Below are 19,427 nucleotides of genomic sequence, written 5' to 3'. Positions count from 1 at the left end.
TGGTTTTATAGGAAATCGGTTACCGCGCCCGGCGGGTGAGTGTCATGCGGGTGCGGTTATATTCGCCCCAGGAGATCTTCCCGGATATCAGGGCATCCTGATTCGCTTTCACTTTGGGGTCAATCTGGGCTTCGCTTTGTTTCACCGCGGCTTCATGTGTGTCAACGCCGGAGGCAATCATCATCTGCCGGGTCTTGTCGTTGATCGCGGCAATCTGCTGGAAGACACGGTTCGCGGCTTTCACTTCCGCGGGAGACGCTTTGGCGGAGTCGGAGGCCTGAGCGTCAGTGAGTTCAGATGCGATACAGGGGGTCTTGCTGAAATAAGCCTGATTTGAGGGCTGCTGGCAGACCCGGAGCATCAGACCGCGGACGTCGCGGAATCGGGCTGCCACGGTTTCAGGGGCCACTTTGCCGCCCTTGAAAGGAGCCTCGAGCTGGAAGGCGTCGTCCTTCGGATTCACTTCGACATCAAGAAGCTTCTGCTGCAGCGCGGGTTTCGACTGCGTGAGAGCAGGCGCGTCCGGCACGCTCACCGTTGCCCGGTCGGAGTGGAGCAGAAATTCAGTAATAGGATCAGCCGCAAAGGCGAGTGTCGCGGAAAGAGCGGCCAGGCCAGCGGCAATAACAAAATAGAGTTTTTTCATCGGGGGGGATCTCGCGGTTGTGCTAATGATAAAACCGGGGAGAGATTTCGTACATTGCCCGAACAAATTTTTTTTGACGGAAGTCCCATTCAGCAGGGGATCCGGTGCGTTTCCTTTTGAAAATTTCGGCTCTCTGGTCTAACGTATCCTTCAGTCTGGCTAATAAGAAAGGTCGATCAGATGGCTAAAACCTTCACGCTCCGTGACGCGGGGAATTCTGCGTTTGTTCCTGGGTTCCGGCTTGTGGATGCCGAGCTTCCGAACGGCATCACTCTCAGAACTGCGATCGGCGGTCCCCGCTATTCCAGGAAGCGGCCGCTTGTGATGCTGCATGGGCATCCTCATACCCACGTGATCTGGCGGAAGGTCGCGCCGTTCTTCGCGAAGGACCGTCTGGTCATCCTTCCCGATCTCCGCGGGTACGGTGACAGTTCAAAGCCTGAAAGCACGCCGGATCACCGCCCGTACTCAAAGCGCGAAATGGCGTCCGATATCGCGGAACTCGCCCGTGGCTTATCGCTCCCTCCATTTGATCTCGTGGGGCATGACCGAGGGGGACGGGTCGGGCACCGTTTCGCGCTCGACTACCCTGAGATGCTTTCAAGCGCCACCTTTATCGATATTGCGCCGACCGCGACAATGTATGAAAGAACCAATAAGGAATTTGCGACCCGATACTTCTGGTGGTTCTTTCTGATTCAGCCGGAGCCCTTTCCTGAGAAACTGATCCTCTCGGATCCGGAGTATTTCCTCAGGCGTCATATCGCGGGGCAGCTGAAGACCGAGGGGGCGACAGAAGAACCGGTGATGCAGGAATACCTTCGCTGCTACCGGGATCCCAGGACGGTGCACGCGATCTGCGAGGATTACCGGGCAGCGGCAACGATCGATCTCGAGGATGACGCGTCTGACAGCGGGAAGCGGATCCGCTGTCCGCTTTTCCTTGTGTGGGGCGCGAAGGGCACCGTGGGGCAGCTTTACGATGTGCCGGAAACCTGGCGCGGGAAGGCGCTCGATGTCCGGGGCACAGCTCTTCCCTGCGGTCATTCCCCTGAGGAAGAGTGTCCGCATCGGTTTGAAGAAGAGCTCGACGCCTTCCTGATGAGTGTTCCATAAAGAGAAAGCGCAGACTCTCGTTAAGAGTTATCTGGCTTCCTCTATATATAAGATATAAGAGGACAGTTTCTTTAGAGGAGCCCAAGAAGGCTCAGCACCGCAGGCAGCGTTACCGCGGCAAGAATTGTCGTGAGAAGGAGCGAATTCGCGGTCGGCCCCTGAAGCACATTGAATTCCTGCGCCATGATGTAGACATTCACACCGACCGGGAGGCAGCCGAGGAGACACACGGCCTGAAGTTCCGGCCCCGTGAGCCCCATCAGGTGCCCGAGAAGGAATACAACAACCGGCTGCACGCCAAGCTTCAGAACCGTGATGAGGCCAGTCGTTTCAAAGTGGGACCGAAGCTTATATTGAGTAAGACCGACACCCACCGCGAAAAGCGCGACAGGGGAGGCGGCGTTTGCCATCAGATCGACAGTCTTCTCCAGCGGCACCGGCATTTCGAGTCCCGTGAGACTCCAGAGGAGACCGAGAATAATGCCGATCACAATTGGGTTCCGAAGGGATCGCATCGTACCCTGATAGATCGTCCTGGAGAGTGACGGACTGCGGCTCCGGCTGAACTCAATCTGCACCGTCGCGAAGGTCCACATGAGGAACGCGTTGAGCGCGAAGATCACGGCAAGTGCCGGCATCGAAGCCGGGGAGAGAAGCGCGATCGAAATCGGGACCCCGAGCTGGACGTTATTGGAAAACACCGTTGCCATGCCAAACACCGTCTGTTCGTCTGTCGTGAGGTGGCAGAGTTTCTTCGCGAGAATCCGGCCGAAAAAGTAAACCAGAATGCAGGAGCCGAAAAACGCGAAGGGCACCCCGAGCTTCGGCGCGGGAAGCTGCGTGATGTTACTCATCAGACGGAAGAGGAGCGTCGGGATCGCGACCGTGAAGGCGAATTTTGAGAGCGCCTTTCCGATTTCCGGTGTGACAAGTCTGAGAGAGGCGAAAAGGTAGCCAAGACCGACCAGCGCGAAAAGCGGAAGCGCGATCAGAAAGTTATTAAGAAAGACAGTCATGAAAGGAGCCGGTTTGAATTTTTCCTGACTCTACGCCGCTTTGGATCCGGGCGCAGTTACGCAAAGCTCCGAGGATCCCCCGATCGGGGGATCCCTGCGGAAAGTCTGAATAGATCAGAGTACCGGGCCTTCCATGAAGACCTCGAGCTGCTCCTCATAAAGGAGCGTCTCCATTTTCGTAACGGTTCCGGACGCGATGTCTCTCAGATGGGTGAGAAGCGCTTCTCCCATTTCTTCGATTGACGCGTTGCCTGACATGACGGGAGAGGCGTCAAAGTCAAAATTATCAGGAGACCGCTCAAAAGCTCTGGCGTTGCCCGTTACGTAGAGGAACGGTGATACAACGGTTGGATTGATGGCAGGCATTGCGGGATTTTCAGGCATGGCGTTTCCGCCCATCTGATAAATCATGATCGCGGCGCCGGCAGCGGTGAACCCGAGGGGAAGCGAAAGCGAACTCATCCAGGCGTCCATGAAGTAGAGCCCATGACCCGACGGGGCTTCACCGTAGGTGAGTACATCCTGAATCGGGCGATGACCGGATTTGGCGATCGCGCCGAGCGATTTTTCTTCAAGGGTCGATATACCCGCCGCGATATTCGCCGGTATCGGATTGATCGCCCGGATATCTTCGCCGGTGGAGAGCGCTTTTTCTTCCCAGCGACGGGCTGCGGTGAGAATTTTCCCTGCTACGGTGTCATTTACGGCACGGGCAGCGACCAGCTTCTCCGCGCCGATGATTTCCGTGGTTTCTGAGAACATCGCGGTTCCGCCGGCGTCGATCAGCCGGTCAAAAGCGTTGCCCACCGTGGGATTCCCCGCGATGCCTGAGGTGGCGTCTGACGTTCCGCATTTTACGGCGAGTGTCAGCGCGGAAAGCGGGCAGGGCGACCTTCGGGCCCTGGAGACTTCGACCGCAAGGCTTCGGGCTGCCTGAAGCGCTTTACCGAGAAGGCCATAGCTTCCGCCGGACTCTGTGAGGTAAAGGATCCGGAAGGGTTTACCGGACTGCTCTGCCGCGGCAGCAAAGCGGCTGTCGCTCATATTGCGGTAGGCGCTTTCGCCGGACGGTTTCACCGCGAGGAGCAGTGTCCCGCCGACATTCGGATTCCGGATAAGACCTTCCATCACACGGGCAATCGTTTCTCGGTCTTTCGCGGGGCGTCCCGTTTCTGCCGGAATTTCAAAGTGAACCGCGCCCCGGATCATCCGACAGACATTGGTCGCGATGAAATTGAGCGACCGGTTGATCGGAAGAATGAGAAGCGTGTTTCTCGCGCCGGCATGCCCATCGGGGCGCATGAACCCCAGAAACTCATTAGTCATTTGGCGTTCTCCTTCAGGTCACCCCGGCCGCGGGCCCCCTCAATGTTATGAATATGGACGAGTGAACCCGGAGCGATGTCGCGGCTCGCAACGCCAATCGGCAGACCGTACTTGATCACGAGGCTGCCTTTTTTCATCGGTGACACCGCAATCTTGAATCCGAAGGGGACCGCGTCCAGGGCTGTGACTAGGCGGCCGGTTTTTTCGCGGCCCAGGATGATTTCAGCGGTATCTCCGGCCGCTGCGTCAGAAAGCGCGGTGGCCACCGTGTCTTCCGGATTGAGAAGCAGAGCAAGCATCGATTCTTCTCCTGATATAAGAGACTTCGCGAAGCGCAAAGCGATCCAATTATCAGCGGTTTCCCGTGTTTCAGAAATGCCTAATAGGGGGAAGAGGGAGGCGAGGCTTCACGCCTAAAGGTGTGAGGTTTTGTGAGCCGGGCGCCGGAATCGGGAGCAAGGCCCGGCAACTTGAAATATAATCGGCAGTTTACCGGGCCTTGAAGCGGGTGAGCCCTTTTGTTCCCCGTTTCCGCGGTCAGTCCCGAGATGGGCAGTGCTGTGTCGCGGTGCTGCCGTCTCCCGCCGGAATTTTTAGGCCGTATCCGTTCTGGAGCCGGCCCCTTTTTAAAGTAAGCAAAATGACTGAAAAAGCTGAAGAAGTAAAGAATGAAGAAACCGAGGTTAAGGCCACCAAGTCTTCCGAGGTTACCGATAGCTCCCTCACCGCTCCCGTGAACCCGCTCGCGCGTTCCGTTGAGGTCACTGTCTCCCAGGATGCCGTCTCCGCCGGCACCGAATCCCGCCTGAAGGGTTATGCCAAGAAGGCCCGCGTTGACGGTTTCCGCCGCGGCCACGTCCCGATGAACATCGTGCGCAGCCTCTACGGTCAGGAAGCCTACAGCGAAGCCCTGAACGAAGAAATCGGCAAGGCTGTTGAGAAGGCGATCACTGAAGGCGGCTTCCGCATCGCCGGCACCCCTGAAGTGGTCCCCGCGAAGGACATGCCGACTGACGGCAAGTCTGATCTCAAGTTCGAGGCTCACTTCGAAGTGATCCCCGAGGTCGAAACGCCTGATTTCGCTAACCTCGAGCTCCATCGTTTCGTCTGTGAAGTCACCGATAAGGAAGTGACCGACACGCTGAACGTCATGCTGAAGCAGCGCGCTACCTATAAGGATGTCGAACGCGCTTCCCAGAAGGACGACGAAGTGACGGTTGACTTCGAAGGCAAGATCGACGGCGTCGCTTTCGACGGCGGCACCGCTAAGGACTACGCCTTCATTGTCGGCGCCGGCCAGATGCTCCCCGAGTTTGACGCTGCCGCCACCGGTCTCAAGGCTGGCGAGACGAAGGAATTCAAGCTCACGTTCCCGGTTGACTACGGTGCGAAGAACCTCGCCGGCAAGATCGCCGACTTCACCCTCACCGTGAAGAAGGTTCAGGAGCCCGTGCTCCCCGCCCTCGACGATAAGTTCGCTGAATCCCTCGGCATCAAGAGCGTTGATCAGCTGAAGAAGGAAGTCGAGACCAACCTGAAGCGCGAAGTGAAGTCCCGCCTGACCGCCCGTACGAAGGAAGGTGTCTTCAACGCCCTGATCGAGCAGGCCAAGTTCGCTCTGCCGGTCGTGATGGTCCGTGACGAAGCCGCCCGTATCGGCAACGAATACCGTGAGCAGCTCGCTGCCCGTGGTCTCGATGTGAAGAACATGCCGAACCTTGACCCGCAGGTCTTCGCTCCCCAGGCTGAACGCCGCGTTCGCCTCGGCCTCCTCGTTTCCAAGCTGATCGCTGATAATAAGATCAAGGCGGAACCGGAACAGGTTAAGACGTTTGCCGCTGAAATGGCCTCGGCCTACGAGAAGCCTGAAGAAGTGACGGAATGGTACCTGAAGGACCAGAACCGTTACGCTGAGCTCTCCGCTGCCGTGATTGAGAACAACCTCGTTGACTTCGTGCTCGGCAAGGGCAAGACCTCCGACGAAGCGATCGACTTCGACGTTCTCATGGGCCGCAAGGCTGAAGCCTGATCCGGAAGGACCGCGGTTTCTCTGTTTTAGTGAAGAAGGAGCAGCATGACTAAGTTTGACGCAAACAGCATGGGTCTCGTGCCCATGGTGGTAGAGCAGAGCGGGCGCGGTGAGCGCGCGTTCGATATCTATTCCCGACTGCTTCGGGATCGGGTGATTTTCCTGACGGGCCCCGTGACCGATGAATCGGCGAACCTCGTCGTTGCGCAGCTCCTGTTCCTCGAGAGCGAGAATCCCGATAAGGACATCTCGCTCTATATCGATAGCCCCGGGGGCAGCGTTTACGCCGGCCTCGGGATCTACGATACGATTCAGTTCATCAAGCCCGATGTGAACACGATCTGCTTCGGAATGGCAGCGAGCATGGGTGCTTTCCTTCTTGCCGCCGGCACGAAGGGCAAGCGCTACGCGCTCCCGAACTCCCGGATCATGATCCATCAGCCGTCCGGCGGTTCCCAGGGCATGGCGAGCGATATTGAGATCCAGGCGAACGAAATCCTGTACCTCAAGAAGCAGCTGAATCAGATCCTTGCCGATCGTACCGGTCAGCCGATCGAAACGATCCAGCGCGATACGGACCGGGATAACTTCATGAATCCGAAGGAAGCGAAGGCGTATGGCCTGATTGACCATATCTTCGTTCGCCGCGGAGAAACAGACTAAGCCTGAGTCCAGAAAGGAAGATGAGGGGCACTGCCTCAGGCCGCCTCTCAGAACTCTTCTCTTTTATGGATCAGCAGGAAAGCCCGGCGGGTTCAATCATCCCTCCGGGCTTTTCAATTCCGGCGTCTGAGCCGGACAGAATTCACTATTTTTACTTTTGGAGTTCCTTCATGACAGATAGCCGTTCAGATCACGAGACCCGGAAATGCGTATTCTGCGGCCGTGGGGAAGGGGAGGTGAAGCACCTCTTCGGCGGCAACGGGGTTTTCGTCTGCGATGACTGCACGAGACAGCTCGCCTCGCTCCTCGCGGATGAAACGGGGGAAAAGGCGGCGGCGCCTTCCGTGGAAGAGGCGGAAGTCGAAGCGGCTGCCGCTGAGAAGCCGATCCCGGCTCCGAAAGAGATTTTTGAGCACCTGAATGACTATGTGATCGGCCAGGAACGCGCGAAGAAGACTCTCGCCGTTGCCGTTCACAATCACTACGTGCGTCTCCGCCACCAGGCGAAGGAAGACCGCGAGGTGGAGCTGCAGAAGAGCAACATTCTTCTCATCGGGCCGACCGGCTCCGGAAAGACGCTCCTCGCGCAGACGCTCGCGAAAGCGCTTGATGTGCCGTTCGCGATCGCTGACGCGACGACGCTTACCGAAGCGGGCTATGTGGGTGAGGACGTTGAGAACATTATTTCGAAGCTCCTCCAGGCGTCTGACGGCGACGTGAAGCGCGCGGAAACCGGTATCGTTTACCTGGACGAAATCGATAAGATCGCCCGTAAGAGCGAGAACCCCTCGATCACCCGTGACGTGTCGGGTGAGGGCGTGCAGCAGGCGCTTCTGAAGCTCGTCGAGGGGACGGTCGCGAATGTCCCCGCGCAGGGCGGCCGGAAGAACCCCGGAAAGCAGATGATTGCCGTAGATACGACAAACATCCTCTTTATCTGCGGCGGCGCGTTTGATGGGCTCGAGAAAGTGGTCCGGAACCGTACCGAGAAGAGCGGCATTGGGTTTGGCGCTGAGGTGAAGAGCAAGAAGGAAGAGCCGCTTTCGAAGCTCCTCCGGAACGTTGAGGCAGAGGATCTTGTCCGATACGGCCTGATTCCGGAACTCGTCGGCCGTCTCCCCGTGATCACGGTGCTTTCCGAACTCGATGAGGCGGCGCTCATTTCGATTCTCACGGAACCGAAGAACGCGCTTCTCAAGCAGTATCAGGTGCTCTTCGATGATGAAGGCGTGAAGCTTGAGTTCACGAAGGAAGCGCTTTCCGCGATCGCGAAGCGCGCCATCGCCCGCAAGACCGGTGCCCGCGGACTCCGCTCCATTGTGGAGGGGATTCTGCTTGACACGATGTTTGAAATCCCGTCCCGTAAGGATGTGGAAAAGGTCGTGGTGGGAGAAAACTGCGTGACAAAGGGAGAAGCCCCTGAACTCGTGCTTCGGAAGACGGAAGCCTGATAGTTTCCTCTGCTTCAGAGTACTGAGAAACGCTCGGGTCCAAAAAGGCTCGAGCGTTTTTTTTGACTTCGCTAGAATTAATTCAAAGCTGCGGCGGAACCCGGAATGTCCGGGACTGCCGCTTCCGTTTCTCGAATACCCTTGAAACTGCGTTAACCGCCCCCATATATGGTTTTAGGACTGCCGTCAGCCGGGACACACCCGGCCGGAAGATTGTTTTCTGACGGGCAGTTTCACATTTTTTGGAACGAATTGAATGACAGAAAAAACGCAAAACACCGCTCTTGAAGTGTTCCCGCTCCTTCCGCTGCGTGACATCGTGGTGTTCCCGCGTATGGTGATCACCCTTTTCATGGGCCGGGCGAAATCGATCCGGGCTGCGGAAATTGCGATGAACCAGGGTAAGAAGATCCTTCTTGTCGCCCAGCGGGACGGCCAGATCGATGAACCGACCGGACAGGATCTGTTTAAGGTCGGCTGCGTGGGCACCATTCTTCAGATGCTGAGACTCCCGGATCAGACGGTGAAGATTCTGGTCGAAGGCAAGGAACGCGTCGATGTGAGCGCGGTGCGTGAAGTGGACGGGTATCTCACGGCCTCTGTGTCGCCGCGCCCGATGAAGGAATCGGATCCGGCGGAAACGGAAGCGCTGCGCCGCGCGACCATCGAGTCTTTCACGGCCTACGCGAAGCTGAATCCGAAGATTCCGGAGGATCTCGCGCGCAGTGTCAACCAGACGACAGACGCTACGCGGCTCGCCGATGTCGTGGTGCAGCAGCTCCCGGTCGCGGTGGCCGCGAAGCAGAAGCTGCTCGAGTCTGATGACCTGAACAGCACGCTTACCGAACTCCTCAGCCTCCTTGGCGGCGAAACCGAAATCCAGAAGATGGAGAAGCGGATTCACGGCCGTGTGAAGCAGCAGATGGAGAAGAACCAGCGAGACTACTATCTGAATGAGCAGATGAAGGCCATTCAGAAGGAACTCGGGCAGGGGGATGACGGGAACGACGTGACGGACGACTACGAGAAGAAGATCGAAGCCGCCCGGATGAGCCCGGAAGCGAAGGATAAGGCGCTTGAGGAACTGAATAAGCTCCGTCAGATGAGCCCGATGTCCGCAGAAGCGACCGTGGTCCGCGCGTATCTCGATACGCTGATCTCGCTCCCCTGGAGCAAGAAGACCCGTGTCTCCTCCAATATCCCGAAGGCGAAGAAGATTCTCGACGAGGATCACTACGGTCTCGAGAAGGTGAAGGAACGTATCCTTGAGTACCTGGCGGTTCAGGGCCGTGTCACGAAGGTGAAGGCCCCGATTCTCTGCCTCGTCGGCGCGCCGGGTGTCGGCAAGACGTCGCTTGGCGAATCGATCGCCCGCGCGACCGGCCGCAAGTTCACGCGTCTCGCTCTTGGCGGCGTGCATGATGAAGCGGAAATCCGCGGTCATCGCCGGACCTACGTCGGCTCGATGCCGGGCAAGATCCTGCAGAACCTGATCAAGGTCGGTGTCCGCAATCCGCTCTTCCTGCTTGACGAAGTGGACAAGATGGGCATGGATTACCGCGGTGACCCGGCGAGCGCGCTGCTTGAGGTGCTCGACCCTGAGCAGAACAGCACGTTTGAGGATCACTACGCTGAAGTGCCGTTCGATCTGTCGGACGTGCTCTTTGTCGCGACCTCGAACTCCTACAACATTCCGCCGGCGCTCCTTGACCGTATGGAAGTGATCAGCCTCTCGGGCTACACCGAAGAGGAAAAGGTTCACATTGCGGAAGAGCACCTCGTGCCGAAGCAGATGCGTCTTAACGGCGTGAAGAAGGGGGAGCTCGTGATCGACCGCTCGGCGATCGTCGCGATCATCCGCTACTACACCCGTGAAGCCGGTGTCCGCGGACTTGAGCGCGAAATCAGCAAGATCTGCCGCAAGGTTGTCATGGCGAACATGATGAAGGAAGGGACGAAGAAGAGCGCGAAGACTGAAACCGTTACGGTGAATGAAGAGAACATCGGCAGTTACCTGGGTGTTCGCAAGTTCACGTTCGGTGTGGCGGCGAAGAAGCCCCAGATCGGTCAGGTGAACGGTCTCGCGTGGACAGAGGTCGGAGGCGATCTCCTTTCGATCGAAGCCGCGGTCTTCCCGGGCAAGGGCATGGTCCAGCGTACGGGCAGCCTCGGCGACGTGATGAAGGAATCCGTGGAAGCGGCCCGCTCGGTGGTGCGTGAGCGTGCTGAATCTCTCGGCATCAAGCAGGACGTCTTCTCGAAGACCGATCTGCACCTCCACTTCCCGGAAGGCGCGACGCCGAAGGACGGTCCGTCCGCGGGCGGTGCCATCACGACGGCGATTGTTTCCGCGCTCACCCGGATTCCGGTCCGCGCTGATGTCGCGATGACGGGCGAAATCACCCTCCGCGGTGAGATCCTCGAGATCGGCGGTCTGAAGGAGAAGCTCCTCGCGGCTCTCCGCGGCGGCATTAAGAAGGTGATGATTCCGGAGGACAACGTGAAGGATCTTGCTGAGATTCCGCAGAACGTGAAGGACGGTCTTGAGATCGTTCCGGTCCGCTGGATTGAGCAGGTTCTGGAGCAGGCTCTTGTCCGTATGCCGGAGCCGCTTCCGAAGGAAGATCTGGCTGAGTCGCTCGCGGCTGTACCCGCTGAACAGCCCGGCCTGCCTGAGATCGTTGCTCACTAAGCCTCAGATTCGGGCTTGATTTAATTGACGGGGATCAAAGAAATTTGCCCCCGTCAATTTTTTTATACGGAAATTCCTAAATTGTTTTGATTTTCCACGCTCTGCGGCTAAAATCGCTCTATCCCCGCACACAGGGGAGATTAGAAGAAGTTCATGCCCCCCACGGGGTAACAATGAAGAAGGAAATTCGATATGAATAAGTCTGAACTCGTTGAGCTCATCGCTGAAAAGGCTGATATCTCCAAAGCCAAGGCTGCTCTTGCCGTTGACGCTTTCACGGCTGGTGTTGCTGACGCCCTGGCTAAGGGTGACGAAGTCGCCCTCGTGGGTTTTGGTACCTTCACGACCGCTAAGCGCGAAGCCCGCAAGGGCCGTAACCCGGCGACCGGCAAGGAAATCACGATTGCTGCTGCCACGCTGCCGAAGTTCCGCCCTGGCAAAGCTCTGAAGGATGCTGTAAAATAAACCTTCCACTCTCGGAAAAACTGAGCGGTCTTTCTAGATTCCGGTTTTTCTGAAGAGGGCGCTTAGCTCAGTTGGTAGAGCAACGCCTTTACACGGCGTGGGTCAGGAGTTCGAGCCTCTTAGCGCCCACCAAGATTCAGCCCCGGATGCCTCAGGCATCCGGGGTTTTTTCTTATTTATTCAGCCGCCGGGCGGCAGTTTAAAAAGATATTTTTGCGGATCCTCTGATGAACCGGGATAGACTGAAAACCATCAGGAGGTACACAGCGCTGGGAAACAGGCGTGAGCCAGTCCTCCTCTGTCTGATTCAATCCGGCTAAAGGCTGATCTGCACTACAGAAATTAACCTGATAGGCGTATAGGCTTAGCCGGGTGTTTGCCGTATATTGAATCGTTGACATTTTCATGACCCGGACGGATTCCGTTCGGTCAATCCAGGGTGCAGCTATGAAGAATATCGGGATTTTCTGCTCGTCTTCCTCTCAGATCGATCCAAAGTACCTGAATGAAGGCAGGGCGATCGGTGAGGCGATCGGAAAAGCCGGAAAGACGATGGTGTATGGCGGAACGGATTTCGGTCTCATGAAGGCTGTGGCTGACGCGGCTCACGAGACGGGAGGCCGCCTGGTCGGTGTGGTGCCGAAACTCCTTGAGGAGCGGGGCCGCGCGCATACGGCGCTTGACGAGAAGATTCTCGTTGATGACCTGTCCGAGCGGAAGCGGGTCATGGTGGAACGATCGGATATCCTGATTGTGCTCCCCGGCGGGATCGGGACGCTTGACGAGGCCTTCTCCACGCTCGCCGGCTATACGCTCGGCTATCACCATAAGCCCACGTACTTTTACGACATGCAGGGCTTCTGGAGCCCGCTCGTTGTTTTCATGAGGCGGCTTGGACGCGATGGCTTCGTGAAGCCTGAGGGGAAGGAATCCTGGCATGTGATCGCGACGCACGCGGAGCTGCTGCGGATCATCGCCGAAATCTGAGCGCCGGGCGTTGAGTCGCCTCATAAGAAAAACCCTCTGCGCGAAGGACAATCCTTCAGACAGAGGGTTTTTGCATTCCGGGCAGAACTCACCGGAGAGCCATCGGCTTAGTGGCGGCGGTTGTTGTTGCCGTGAGCAGCGCCAGGAGCCGCGGAAGTCGGAGAGCGGCCTTCGATATAGCGGAAGGTAATGCGGCCCTTCGACAGGTCATAGGGCGAGAGTTCAAGCGAAATCTTGTCGCCGGCCAGAATGCGGATGTGGTTCTTGCGCATCTTGCCGCTCGTGTAGGCGATCAGTTCGTGACCGTTTTCAAGCTTCACGCGATAACGGGAATCGGGCAGCACTTCAAGTACGTGCCCGGCCATTTCAATAAGGTCTTCCTTTGCCATAGTCTGATAACCAGAACCACAGGTGCTCCACCTTCCTATCCGATTCAAGTATTTCTGAAGTGGATACCAGGTTGGGTTCTGTAGAAACTGAGTTCCTTTACTTCCTCTGCTGTAATGAAGACTCAATTTTAACTGAAAAAACTGATTTGTCATCCCTTTTTTTGATTTTTTAGTGAGGGTGAGGAAAATTTTGTGGGTGACTCTGAGATAATTGCTCTTGGAGGAGCCTCAAATGAAACGAAAGACAGACCCCTTGGATAGTGTTGCAGGACAGATTTTAGAAAACGCCAAGAAATCCGGGCTTGAGATTAATACCGCAGAGGATGCGGAAAATCTTATGGCCCATATGCTCGGTCGGCTGCTGACTCAAATGCTTGACGGTGAAATGACCAATCATCTCGGTTACGAAAGAGGCGGTAAACGTGTCACCGAAAATGAGCGTAACGGGCATAGTTCGAAAACCCTCAAATCGTCCAGCCTTGGAAATATCCGTATTGACGTACCCAGAGACCGCAAGGGAGAGTTTGAGCCGAGGGTCGTTCCTAAGCATAAACGCCAGCTGGCGGGGTTTGAGGACAAGGTTCTGGCCTTGTACGCCAGAGGGCTCTCAACCCGGGAAATTCAAGGCTTTCTCTATGATGAATACGGTATGGAGACCAGTGCCGAATTTATCAGCGATGTTACGGACGCCATCCTTCCTGAGGTTGAAAAATGGCAGAACCGTCCTCTGGATCCGTTTTATACAACTGTTTTCTTTGACGCTATTCGAGTCAAAATCCGAGGTGATAATGGCATTGTTACCCCGAAAGCGGTCCATCTTGCCTTGGGCGTAAACGCCCAGGGCCGCAAGGAAGTTTTGGGGATGTGGGTCGCTGATAACGAAAGCGCAAAATATTGGCTTAAGGTCTTCACTGAACTCAAAAACAGGGGGGTGTCTGATATTCTGATTGCTGTCACAGACGGACTCAAGGGAATGAAGGAGGCGCTTGAAGCTGCCTTTCCCAACACTCTGCTGCAGACCTGCATTGTTCACCTGATCAGGAACAGTCTGAAATTCGTCGGATATAAGGATTACAAGGCCGTAGCCGGCGCGCTGAAGCCCATTTACCGGGCCGTAAACGCGGCTGATGCGCGGAAGGAACTGGACGCTTTTGCACAGTCGGAACTGGGGCTCAGATACCCTTACATCGCCAAACAGTGGATCGATTCCTGGGATAAGGTGATCCCCTTCTTTGATTTTTCCGGTGAATTATCAAATCAAGTGCAAAGTTACTGAATAAAAGACTTCAGCCGGACACTTCCAATTGAGACGTTTTCTGGGTCTGAAATTCAGAGCATTGAACCGTTTCTGAACTTCTGCCTGAGAAATTTTATCGATACTCATTCCTTTTGGGAAAAAGTCTCTAAGAAGTCCGTTTGTATTTTCATTACTTCCTTTCTCCCATGGATGATGAGGCAAGCAGAAATACACTTTGGTTCTGAGATCTTTCTCCAGTTTTTCAGCCCAGGAAAATTCTTTTCCGCGATCTACGGTAATCGTACGCAGATCCTTATCTGACAGAGATTTCTCAATTACGGCAGACACATCGGCCGCAGTCTTGGAAGCGGTTTTCCCGCCACAGAGAAAGCCGGACTTCCTATCGACCAGAGTCGTGAGGCAGGCTCCGCCCTTTTTTCCGATGACGGTATCGCCTTCCCAATCCCCCAGGCGAGATCTGTTCTGAGCTTCCAGGGGTCGCTCTTCAATGCTGTGAGTGATCTGGATCTTTCCTCGCCTCTCGGTCATGCCTTTACGGTGACGCGTTTTACCGTGGTGTCGCAGGTGTCGGGACATCTTTCGGCCATCCACAAAGCGATCCAGAAAGCCAGAATTGATTCCTCGGTAGATTGTCGTGGCGCTGATCCTTAGATTCGGCAGCTCCTTTCTGAGACGGTATTGAATCTGCTCCGGAGACCAGAATTTCTTAACCAGCAGATTTGAGACAATCCTTGTCAGCAACGAGTCAGACTTCAGAATGTTTCTCTTTCCGCAATGCTTTCTCTGTCTCTGATATCGGGCCTGCGCGGCACAGGGATCATAGGCAGCTGAAGCCCCATCCTGGGCCGATACAGCCTTGTTTCGCTTCAGTTCGCGGGAGATCGTAGAAACATTTTTCCCAATCGCACATGCAATTTCAGACAGGGATTTGCCTGAAATCGTTAAAGCCGAAATAAATACTCTGTCCCGAAGAGTAAGATGATGATAGTGGCTCATGAGCTCCCTCTATAGTTATCTTGACAATCTCTATTATGGAAGCTTTATGGGCCACTATTCTTTTCTCAGGCTTTGCACTTGAAGTGATAATTCGCCCCCCAAATATCCGCAGACTTATTTATACAACCAATGCCATAGAGAGCCTTAATCGGGATCTAAGAAAAGTAATTAAGACCCGAGCTGCTTTCCCTACTGAAACGGCTGCTTTGAAACTTCTCTTTCTGGCAATCCGGAAAGTAGAGAAAAGATGGGTGCGGCCTTCTCCATACTGGAGTGCCGCTATGAGAGAATTGGTTGTGCTATTTGGTGACCGAATCACCCCCTACATCGATTAACCTTGAACGAGCCGCCCACAAAAAATTACACACCCTCGTGGCTCCATCTCCACGGGAAACTTTTTTCCAATGAATATGATTGGTTAAATCTTCATATTCATCAGGACAGCAAAAAATAACCTGCAAGATATTCATTTATCTTGTCCATAATGTTGAGTAGACAACATCTTTAATAGGTAAAAAGGGCTACTCTCGTAGTAGTTCTTTGAGATGCGGTGGCTTTAAAAGTCAACCTAGGCAACTGGAGAGATAAATGAAAATTCAGACTTTTTTGACGCGGACTGCGGTAGCTGCTGCAGTCGTGGCTATGGCGGGTGTGGCTGGTGCTGCTGAGAAGCAGATGACGGCTGATATCGTTGTTGTTGGCGGCGGTGCGGCTGGCATGGCGGCTGTGACTCAGGCGGTGGATGCCGGCAAAAAAGCGATCCTGCTTGAAAAGAATGCGTTCCTCGGCGGCGGCGCCTCGATGGCTGAAGGCCTTGGCGCAGTCCAGACCCGCTGGCAGCGTGACAAGAACTATGCGCTTGCAATTGAGGACGCCTATAACCGCGTGATGAATTACACCCATTACAAGACGAATGGCCCGTTGCTCCGCCGCTTCCTTGAAGGGTCTGCGGAAAATCTCGACTGGCTCTCGAAGCATAACCTTACGTTCCATCTCACGCAGATGTCGCCGACCGAATGCATCACCTGGCACGTGGTCGGAAAGTACAAGAATTCCCAGCATGGCGCGGCCTATATTGAAGCTCTGAGTGACTGGGCAAAAGAGAAGGGCGCTACGATCCTTACGAGCACTCCCGCTAAGTCGCTCATTACGGAAAACGGCCGTGTGGTCGGCGTGAAGGCTGCGGATAATCAAGGCAACACCTACACGATCCGCGCGAAGGCGGTGATCATTTCGACCGGCGGCTTCAATAACAGCCCGGAGCGTGTCCGCGATTGGGGGCACTATGATCCGGCTATTTATCAGGGACTTGTGCCGCTCAATAAGACCGGTGACGGTATCGCGATGGCTGAAGCCGCGGGTGCTGTGCCTGGCAATATGGCGCTGATGGCGCACCCCGGTACGCGCGCTTCCAATGTGAAGCTCCTCGGGAACATCTGGGTGATGTCCTGGCAGCCGAAGCCCGTCTGGGTGAATGATTCCGGTAAGCGCTTCGTCCGTGAGACCGTGACGCACGAGTTCTCGGACGCCGCGAACGCCCTCGGTCAGCAGCATAACGGCTACGCCTGGGCCATTATCGACTCCAATATGGTGGATTACTTCGAGAAGGAAGGCCTTGATCTTGGTGTCGGCGTGCTTGTTCCGGTGGGCGCGAAGATGACCGATATGAAGAAGGAAATCAAGGACGTTCTCGCGAAGGGGTCTGATGGCTTCAAGTCCGGCGCGACGATCGCCGAACTCGCGAAGCAGATCGGTGTTCCTGCCGCGACGCTTGAAGAAACGATGAAGCGCTACAACGAAAACGTAGCCTTCGGCTTCGACCGTGATTTCTATAAGGAACGCGAGTGGCTGACCCCGATCAACAAGGGCCCGTTCTACGCGATCAAGATTGCTCCATATTCCTTCACTTCAATCGGCGGTATCAAGATCGATCAGTACATGCATGCGCTCGATAAGAATAACCAGCCTGTGAAGGGACTCTACTGCACGGGTATGGACGCGGGCGGTATGTATGGCGACAGCTACCCGGTGTGGTTCTCGGGTAACGCCTTTGGTTTCTCCTCCTGGTCCGGCCGTCATGCCGCTCTCCAGGCGATTGAGGACGAAAAGCTTTAACTCTCTCTCCTCTGATTCATGGGAATGAATCAGAGCCCCGCCTTTCTCTCCAGAGGGCGGGGCGTCATTTTTTTGCAGTGTGTAAAAAGCGATTCCGGAGATGGGTTTTGCGGGTCTATAGTGAAAAGACAGATTAAAAACCCTACGGAGCCTCTTTTTATGAAAATGAAAAAAATCCTCCTCGCGATGAGTCTTGCCGCGGTGGCTTCGGTGCCGGCGGCCGCGTCAGCCGCGGATCTCACGGCGGCGCCGGACGCAGAAATCACGCTCTCCACAACGGTGACCCGTACGGTGCCAAACGATGAAGCGGTGCTGACACTCGCGGTGACCCGTCAGGGCGCTACGGCGAAAGACGCTCAGAAGGCAATGCTCACGGTGCTCAATCAGGGTATGAAGGCACTCCGCGCCGCGCTTCCTGCGGGGAAGGCTGTGCTTCAGTCGGGGAGCCTCTACACAAACCCCAATTACTCCCAGGCGAAGAAAGGGGAAGGCGTGAAGATTCTCAACTGGACATCCCGCGAGGAAGTCCGGGTAACGCTGAAAGATCCTTCGCTTGCCGGTGAAGCGATTGACGCCGCGAACCGGTATTTTGAATTCTCCGGACTTCAGTTCCGGGTATCGCGTGACGCCTCGCTCAGGAACCGCTCCGATCTGATGGCTGACGCGATGGCGGATCTGGGCGCGAAGGCCGCGGTTGTCGCGAAGGCTTTCGGGATTCCCGCGAGCGGCGTGAAGGTTTATAAGCTTTCCTTTGGCGGTCAGACCGGGAACTATTACCCGCAGGCCCCGATGCTGATGGCGGTTCGGAAAGCGGCCCCCGCTGCGGATTCTGTCGAAATGAGCCCGGGAGAATCCGATGTGTCACTCTCCGCAAGCGCGGTTTTCAAGATAAAGTAACACTTTAATCAGATATTTCTAATATTCTGAATTAAAAATAAAATCCCGCAGAAAATTTCTTCTGCGGGATTTCTCTTCTGAATCTTTGAGAGAATCAGAGACTCATCCGTCTCACCTTACGCCGGGACGCCGAAAGCGAGCGGCGGGGGAGTCGTCATGCGGATCATCTTGCGGTTGATGTCCTTCACCTTTGCCGCGCCAGTCAGCGTCATCGCGACAGCGAGTTCATTCCGGATCGTGTTCGCGAAGAGTTCAACGCCGTCCGCCAGTGCGCCGTGAGCGCCGCGGACAAAGTGACGGCCCGCGAGGCAGGCATCAGCGCCAAGGGCAATGTATTTTTCCACATCAGTGCCGCGCTTCACGCAGCCGTCGACAAGAATCATGCAGCGGCCGTGAATCGCGTCAGCGATGGCGGGAAGCACTTCCGCGGTCCCGGGTTCATCCGCAAGCACCCGGCCGCCGTGGTTCGACACCACGATGCCGGCAGCGCCCGCGTTGAGGCAGAGAAGTGCTTCATCGGTCGTGAGAATGCCCTTGAAGAAGAGCGGAAGCGGGCTCGCCTTCACGAGTTCACGGAGCTGCTCGGGGGTCTTCGGCTCAACGGTCTGGCCCTTCGTCGCGCGGGCCGCACGGCCGGCGGAATCCAGGTCGATCGTGAAGGCGACAACACCGGCGTTCGCAGCGATCTTCATGCGTTCAATGATGTCCTGCTGGCGGCGGGGTTTCAGGCCAACGATCGCTTTGAATCCCTTTGACTTCAGTGTCTGGAGCCGTTCCTCGAAAACATTCAGAGGGTCGCCGATACCGTCAGCCACAGCGCCGAGCGTTCCGGCCGCGGTGCAGCCGCCGCAGATCGCGGTAACGAACTCGGCTTCTGTCAGATGGCCGCCCATGTTATAGGTTGTGCCGCCGGTCGGTGCCGCCATGACCGGCATCGAAAGCTTGTTCCCAAAGAAATCGAATGAGGTATCTGGCACATGGACCCCGTGCACCACGCGGCCATTCAGACGGATTGCAGCAAGCGCATCGTAATTCGCCTGGAAGGAACGGTTCGCGCCCATGCCGCCGAAGCCTGGCACCTGGCCGATGCAGGGGCCGCGGCCGTTGCACTCCGCGCAGACGTAGCAGCGGGGCATCATCATTTCGCGCGCCCGGTCAAGCACGTCTTTCATTTTGAGATTCTTGCCGGTGAGGGGGCGGATCTTCTTTTCGGGTTCTTCCGCAGCCTGGGCAACAACCGGAATGCTGCTGATCGTAGAGGCGGCGGCGATAACGGCTCCGGCCTTGAATAGACCGCGACGGTTGAGGTCGATAGTTGACATGTTCTGCTCTCCTATATAAGACACTGAATTTCTCAGGCAGTGTCATTTTTTTGTCAGAC

General features: G+C 56.0%; 16 protein-coding genes, 1 tRNA gene and 2 pseudogenes. 12 read left to right on the top strand and 7 right to left on the bottom strand.

The annotated features are described in order from the left end of the window. Positions 1 to 19 precede the first annotated feature (19 nt). Positions 20 to 646: a hypothetical protein gene (locus tag M4NBBH2_RS07705; RefSeq protein ID WP_116270386.1), complete on the bottom strand. Its 627-nt coding sequence runs from the start codon at positions 644 to 646 to the stop codon at positions 20 to 22. A gap of 180 nt (positions 647 to 826) precedes the next feature. Between M4NBBH2_RS07705 and M4NBBH2_RS07700 the strand changes: the two genes are divergently transcribed. After that, positions 827 to 1,762: an alpha/beta fold hydrolase gene (locus M4NBBH2_RS07700; protein WP_116270385.1), complete on the top strand. Its 936-nt coding sequence runs from the start codon at positions 827 to 829 to the stop codon at positions 1,760 to 1,762. Between the two features lie 71 nt (positions 1,763 to 1,833). Here the strand turns inward: M4NBBH2_RS07700 and M4NBBH2_RS07695 are convergent, their stop codons facing one another. The 3 genes from M4NBBH2_RS07695 to M4NBBH2_RS07685 all read right to left on the bottom strand — a co-directional run bounded on the left by M4NBBH2_RS07695 (position 1,834) and on the right by M4NBBH2_RS07685 (position 4,403). Then, entirely contained in the window at positions 1,834 to 2,778 is a 945-nt protein-coding gene (locus M4NBBH2_RS07695; RefSeq protein WP_116270384.1) for an AEC family transporter, read from the bottom strand. Between the two features lie 114 nt (positions 2,779 to 2,892). After that, positions 2,893 to 4,104 (bottom strand): UxaA family hydrolase, encoded by a 1,212-nt coding sequence (locus M4NBBH2_RS07690; protein ID WP_116270383.1) that lies wholly within the window; start codon positions 4,102 to 4,104, stop codon positions 2,893 to 2,895. Then, the gene (locus M4NBBH2_RS07685; protein ID WP_116270382.1) at positions 4,101 to 4,403 is read right to left on the bottom strand and encodes a UxaA family hydrolase; all 303 of its coding nucleotides are present in this window, start codon (positions 4,401 to 4,403) and stop codon (positions 4,101 to 4,103) included. Before M4NBBH2_RS07685 ends, M4NBBH2_RS07690 begins: the two co-directional genes overlap by 4 nt. A 341-nt stretch (positions 4,404 to 4,744) precedes the next feature. On the opposite strand from M4NBBH2_RS07685, the gene tig reads away from it, so the two are divergent. The 7 genes from tig to M4NBBH2_RS07650 all read left to right on the top strand — a co-directional run bounded on the left by tig (position 4,745) and on the right by M4NBBH2_RS07650 (position 12,391). Then, entirely contained in the window at positions 4,745 to 6,133 is a 1,389-nt protein-coding gene (tig, locus tag M4NBBH2_RS07680; protein ID WP_116270381.1) for a trigger factor, read from the top strand. Positions 6,134 to 6,178: 45 nt separating this feature from the next. Next, complete coding sequence (gene clpP / locus M4NBBH2_RS07675) at positions 6,179 to 6,796, top strand: ATP-dependent Clp endopeptidase proteolytic subunit ClpP (protein WP_116270380.1); 618 nt, start codon at positions 6,179 to 6,181, stop codon at positions 6,794 to 6,796. A 170-nt stretch (positions 6,797 to 6,966) separates the two neighbouring features. Further along, positions 6,967 to 8,247 carry an ATP-dependent Clp protease ATP-binding subunit ClpX gene (clpX, locus tag M4NBBH2_RS07670; RefSeq protein ID WP_116270623.1) on the top strand — a complete coding sequence of 427 codons (1,281 nt, stop codon included), beginning with the start codon at positions 6,967 to 6,969 and terminating at the stop codon, positions 8,245 to 8,247. A 256-nt stretch (positions 8,248 to 8,503) separates the two neighbouring features. Then, positions 8,504 to 10,939 (top strand): endopeptidase La, encoded by a 2,436-nt coding sequence (gene lon / locus M4NBBH2_RS07665; protein WP_116270379.1) that lies wholly within the window; start codon positions 8,504 to 8,506, stop codon positions 10,937 to 10,939. 192 nt (positions 10,940 to 11,131) lie between these two features. Then, positions 11,132 to 11,404, top strand: coding sequence for an HU family DNA-binding protein (locus tag M4NBBH2_RS07660; RefSeq protein WP_049687067.1), 273 nt, complete (start codon positions 11,132 to 11,134; stop codon positions 11,402 to 11,404). 56 nt (positions 11,405 to 11,460) lie between these two features. Continuing rightward, positions 11,461 to 11,536 (top strand) — tRNA-Val (locus M4NBBH2_RS07655). A 315-nt stretch (positions 11,537 to 11,851) separates the two neighbouring features. After that, positions 11,852 to 12,391 (top strand): LOG family protein, encoded by a 540-nt coding sequence (locus M4NBBH2_RS07650; protein ID WP_160117866.1) that lies wholly within the window; start codon positions 11,852 to 11,854, stop codon positions 12,389 to 12,391. A 107-nt stretch (positions 12,392 to 12,498) separates the two neighbouring features. Here M4NBBH2_RS07650 and infA read toward each other — a convergent pair whose 3' ends face one another. Beyond that, positions 12,499 to 12,780 (bottom strand): translation initiation factor IF-1, encoded by a 282-nt coding sequence (gene infA / locus M4NBBH2_RS07645; protein ID WP_116270377.1) that lies wholly within the window; start codon positions 12,778 to 12,780, stop codon positions 12,499 to 12,501. 232 nt (positions 12,781 to 13,012) lie between these two features. Here infA and M4NBBH2_RS07640 point away from each other — a divergent pair. Beyond that, positions 13,013 to 14,023 (top strand): annotated as a pseudogene (locus M4NBBH2_RS07640) (IS256 family transposase); the annotation flags it as partial. Positions 14,024 to 14,032: 9 nt separating this feature from the next. On the opposite strand, the gene M4NBBH2_RS07635 reads toward M4NBBH2_RS07640, so the two are convergent. Continuing rightward, positions 14,033 to 15,034 carry an IS30 family transposase gene (locus M4NBBH2_RS07635; protein WP_116269340.1) on the bottom strand — a complete coding sequence of 334 codons (1,002 nt, stop codon included), beginning with the start codon at positions 15,032 to 15,034 and terminating at the stop codon, positions 14,033 to 14,035. A gap of 98 nt (positions 15,035 to 15,132) precedes the next feature. Between M4NBBH2_RS07635 and M4NBBH2_RS07630 the strand changes: the two are divergent. From M4NBBH2_RS07630 to M4NBBH2_RS07620, 3 genes and pseudogenes are all read left to right on the top strand, one after another. Continuing rightward, positions 15,133 to 15,369 (top strand): annotated as a pseudogene (locus M4NBBH2_RS07630) (transposase); the annotation flags it as partial. A gap of 253 nt (positions 15,370 to 15,622) precedes the next feature. Continuing rightward, on the top strand, positions 15,623 to 17,149 hold the full coding sequence (locus tag M4NBBH2_RS07625; protein WP_116270374.1) for an FAD-dependent oxidoreductase: 1,527 nt from the start codon (positions 15,623 to 15,625) through the stop codon (positions 17,147 to 17,149). 159 nt (positions 17,150 to 17,308) lie between these two features. After that, positions 17,309 to 18,046, top strand: coding sequence for an SIMPL domain-containing protein (locus M4NBBH2_RS07620; protein ID WP_160117868.1), 738 nt, complete (start codon positions 17,309 to 17,311; stop codon positions 18,044 to 18,046). Between the two features lie 116 nt (positions 18,047 to 18,162). Here the strand turns inward: M4NBBH2_RS07620 and M4NBBH2_RS07615 are convergent, their stop codons facing one another. Further along, positions 18,163 to 19,368: an alpha-hydroxy-acid oxidizing protein gene (locus tag M4NBBH2_RS07615; RefSeq protein ID WP_200832724.1), complete on the bottom strand. Its 1,206-nt coding sequence runs from the start codon at positions 19,366 to 19,368 to the stop codon at positions 18,163 to 18,165. Positions 19,369 to 19,427 lie beyond the last annotated feature (59 nt).

It is taken from the genome of Mesosutterella multiformis (genome assembly GCF_003402575.1).
Classification (GTDB): Bacteria; Pseudomonadota; Gammaproteobacteria; order Burkholderiales; family Burkholderiaceae_F; genus Mesosutterella; species Mesosutterella multiformis.
Note: the sequence above shows the minus strand (reverse complement) of the source record. Positions and strands in the feature narration are given on the sequence as shown.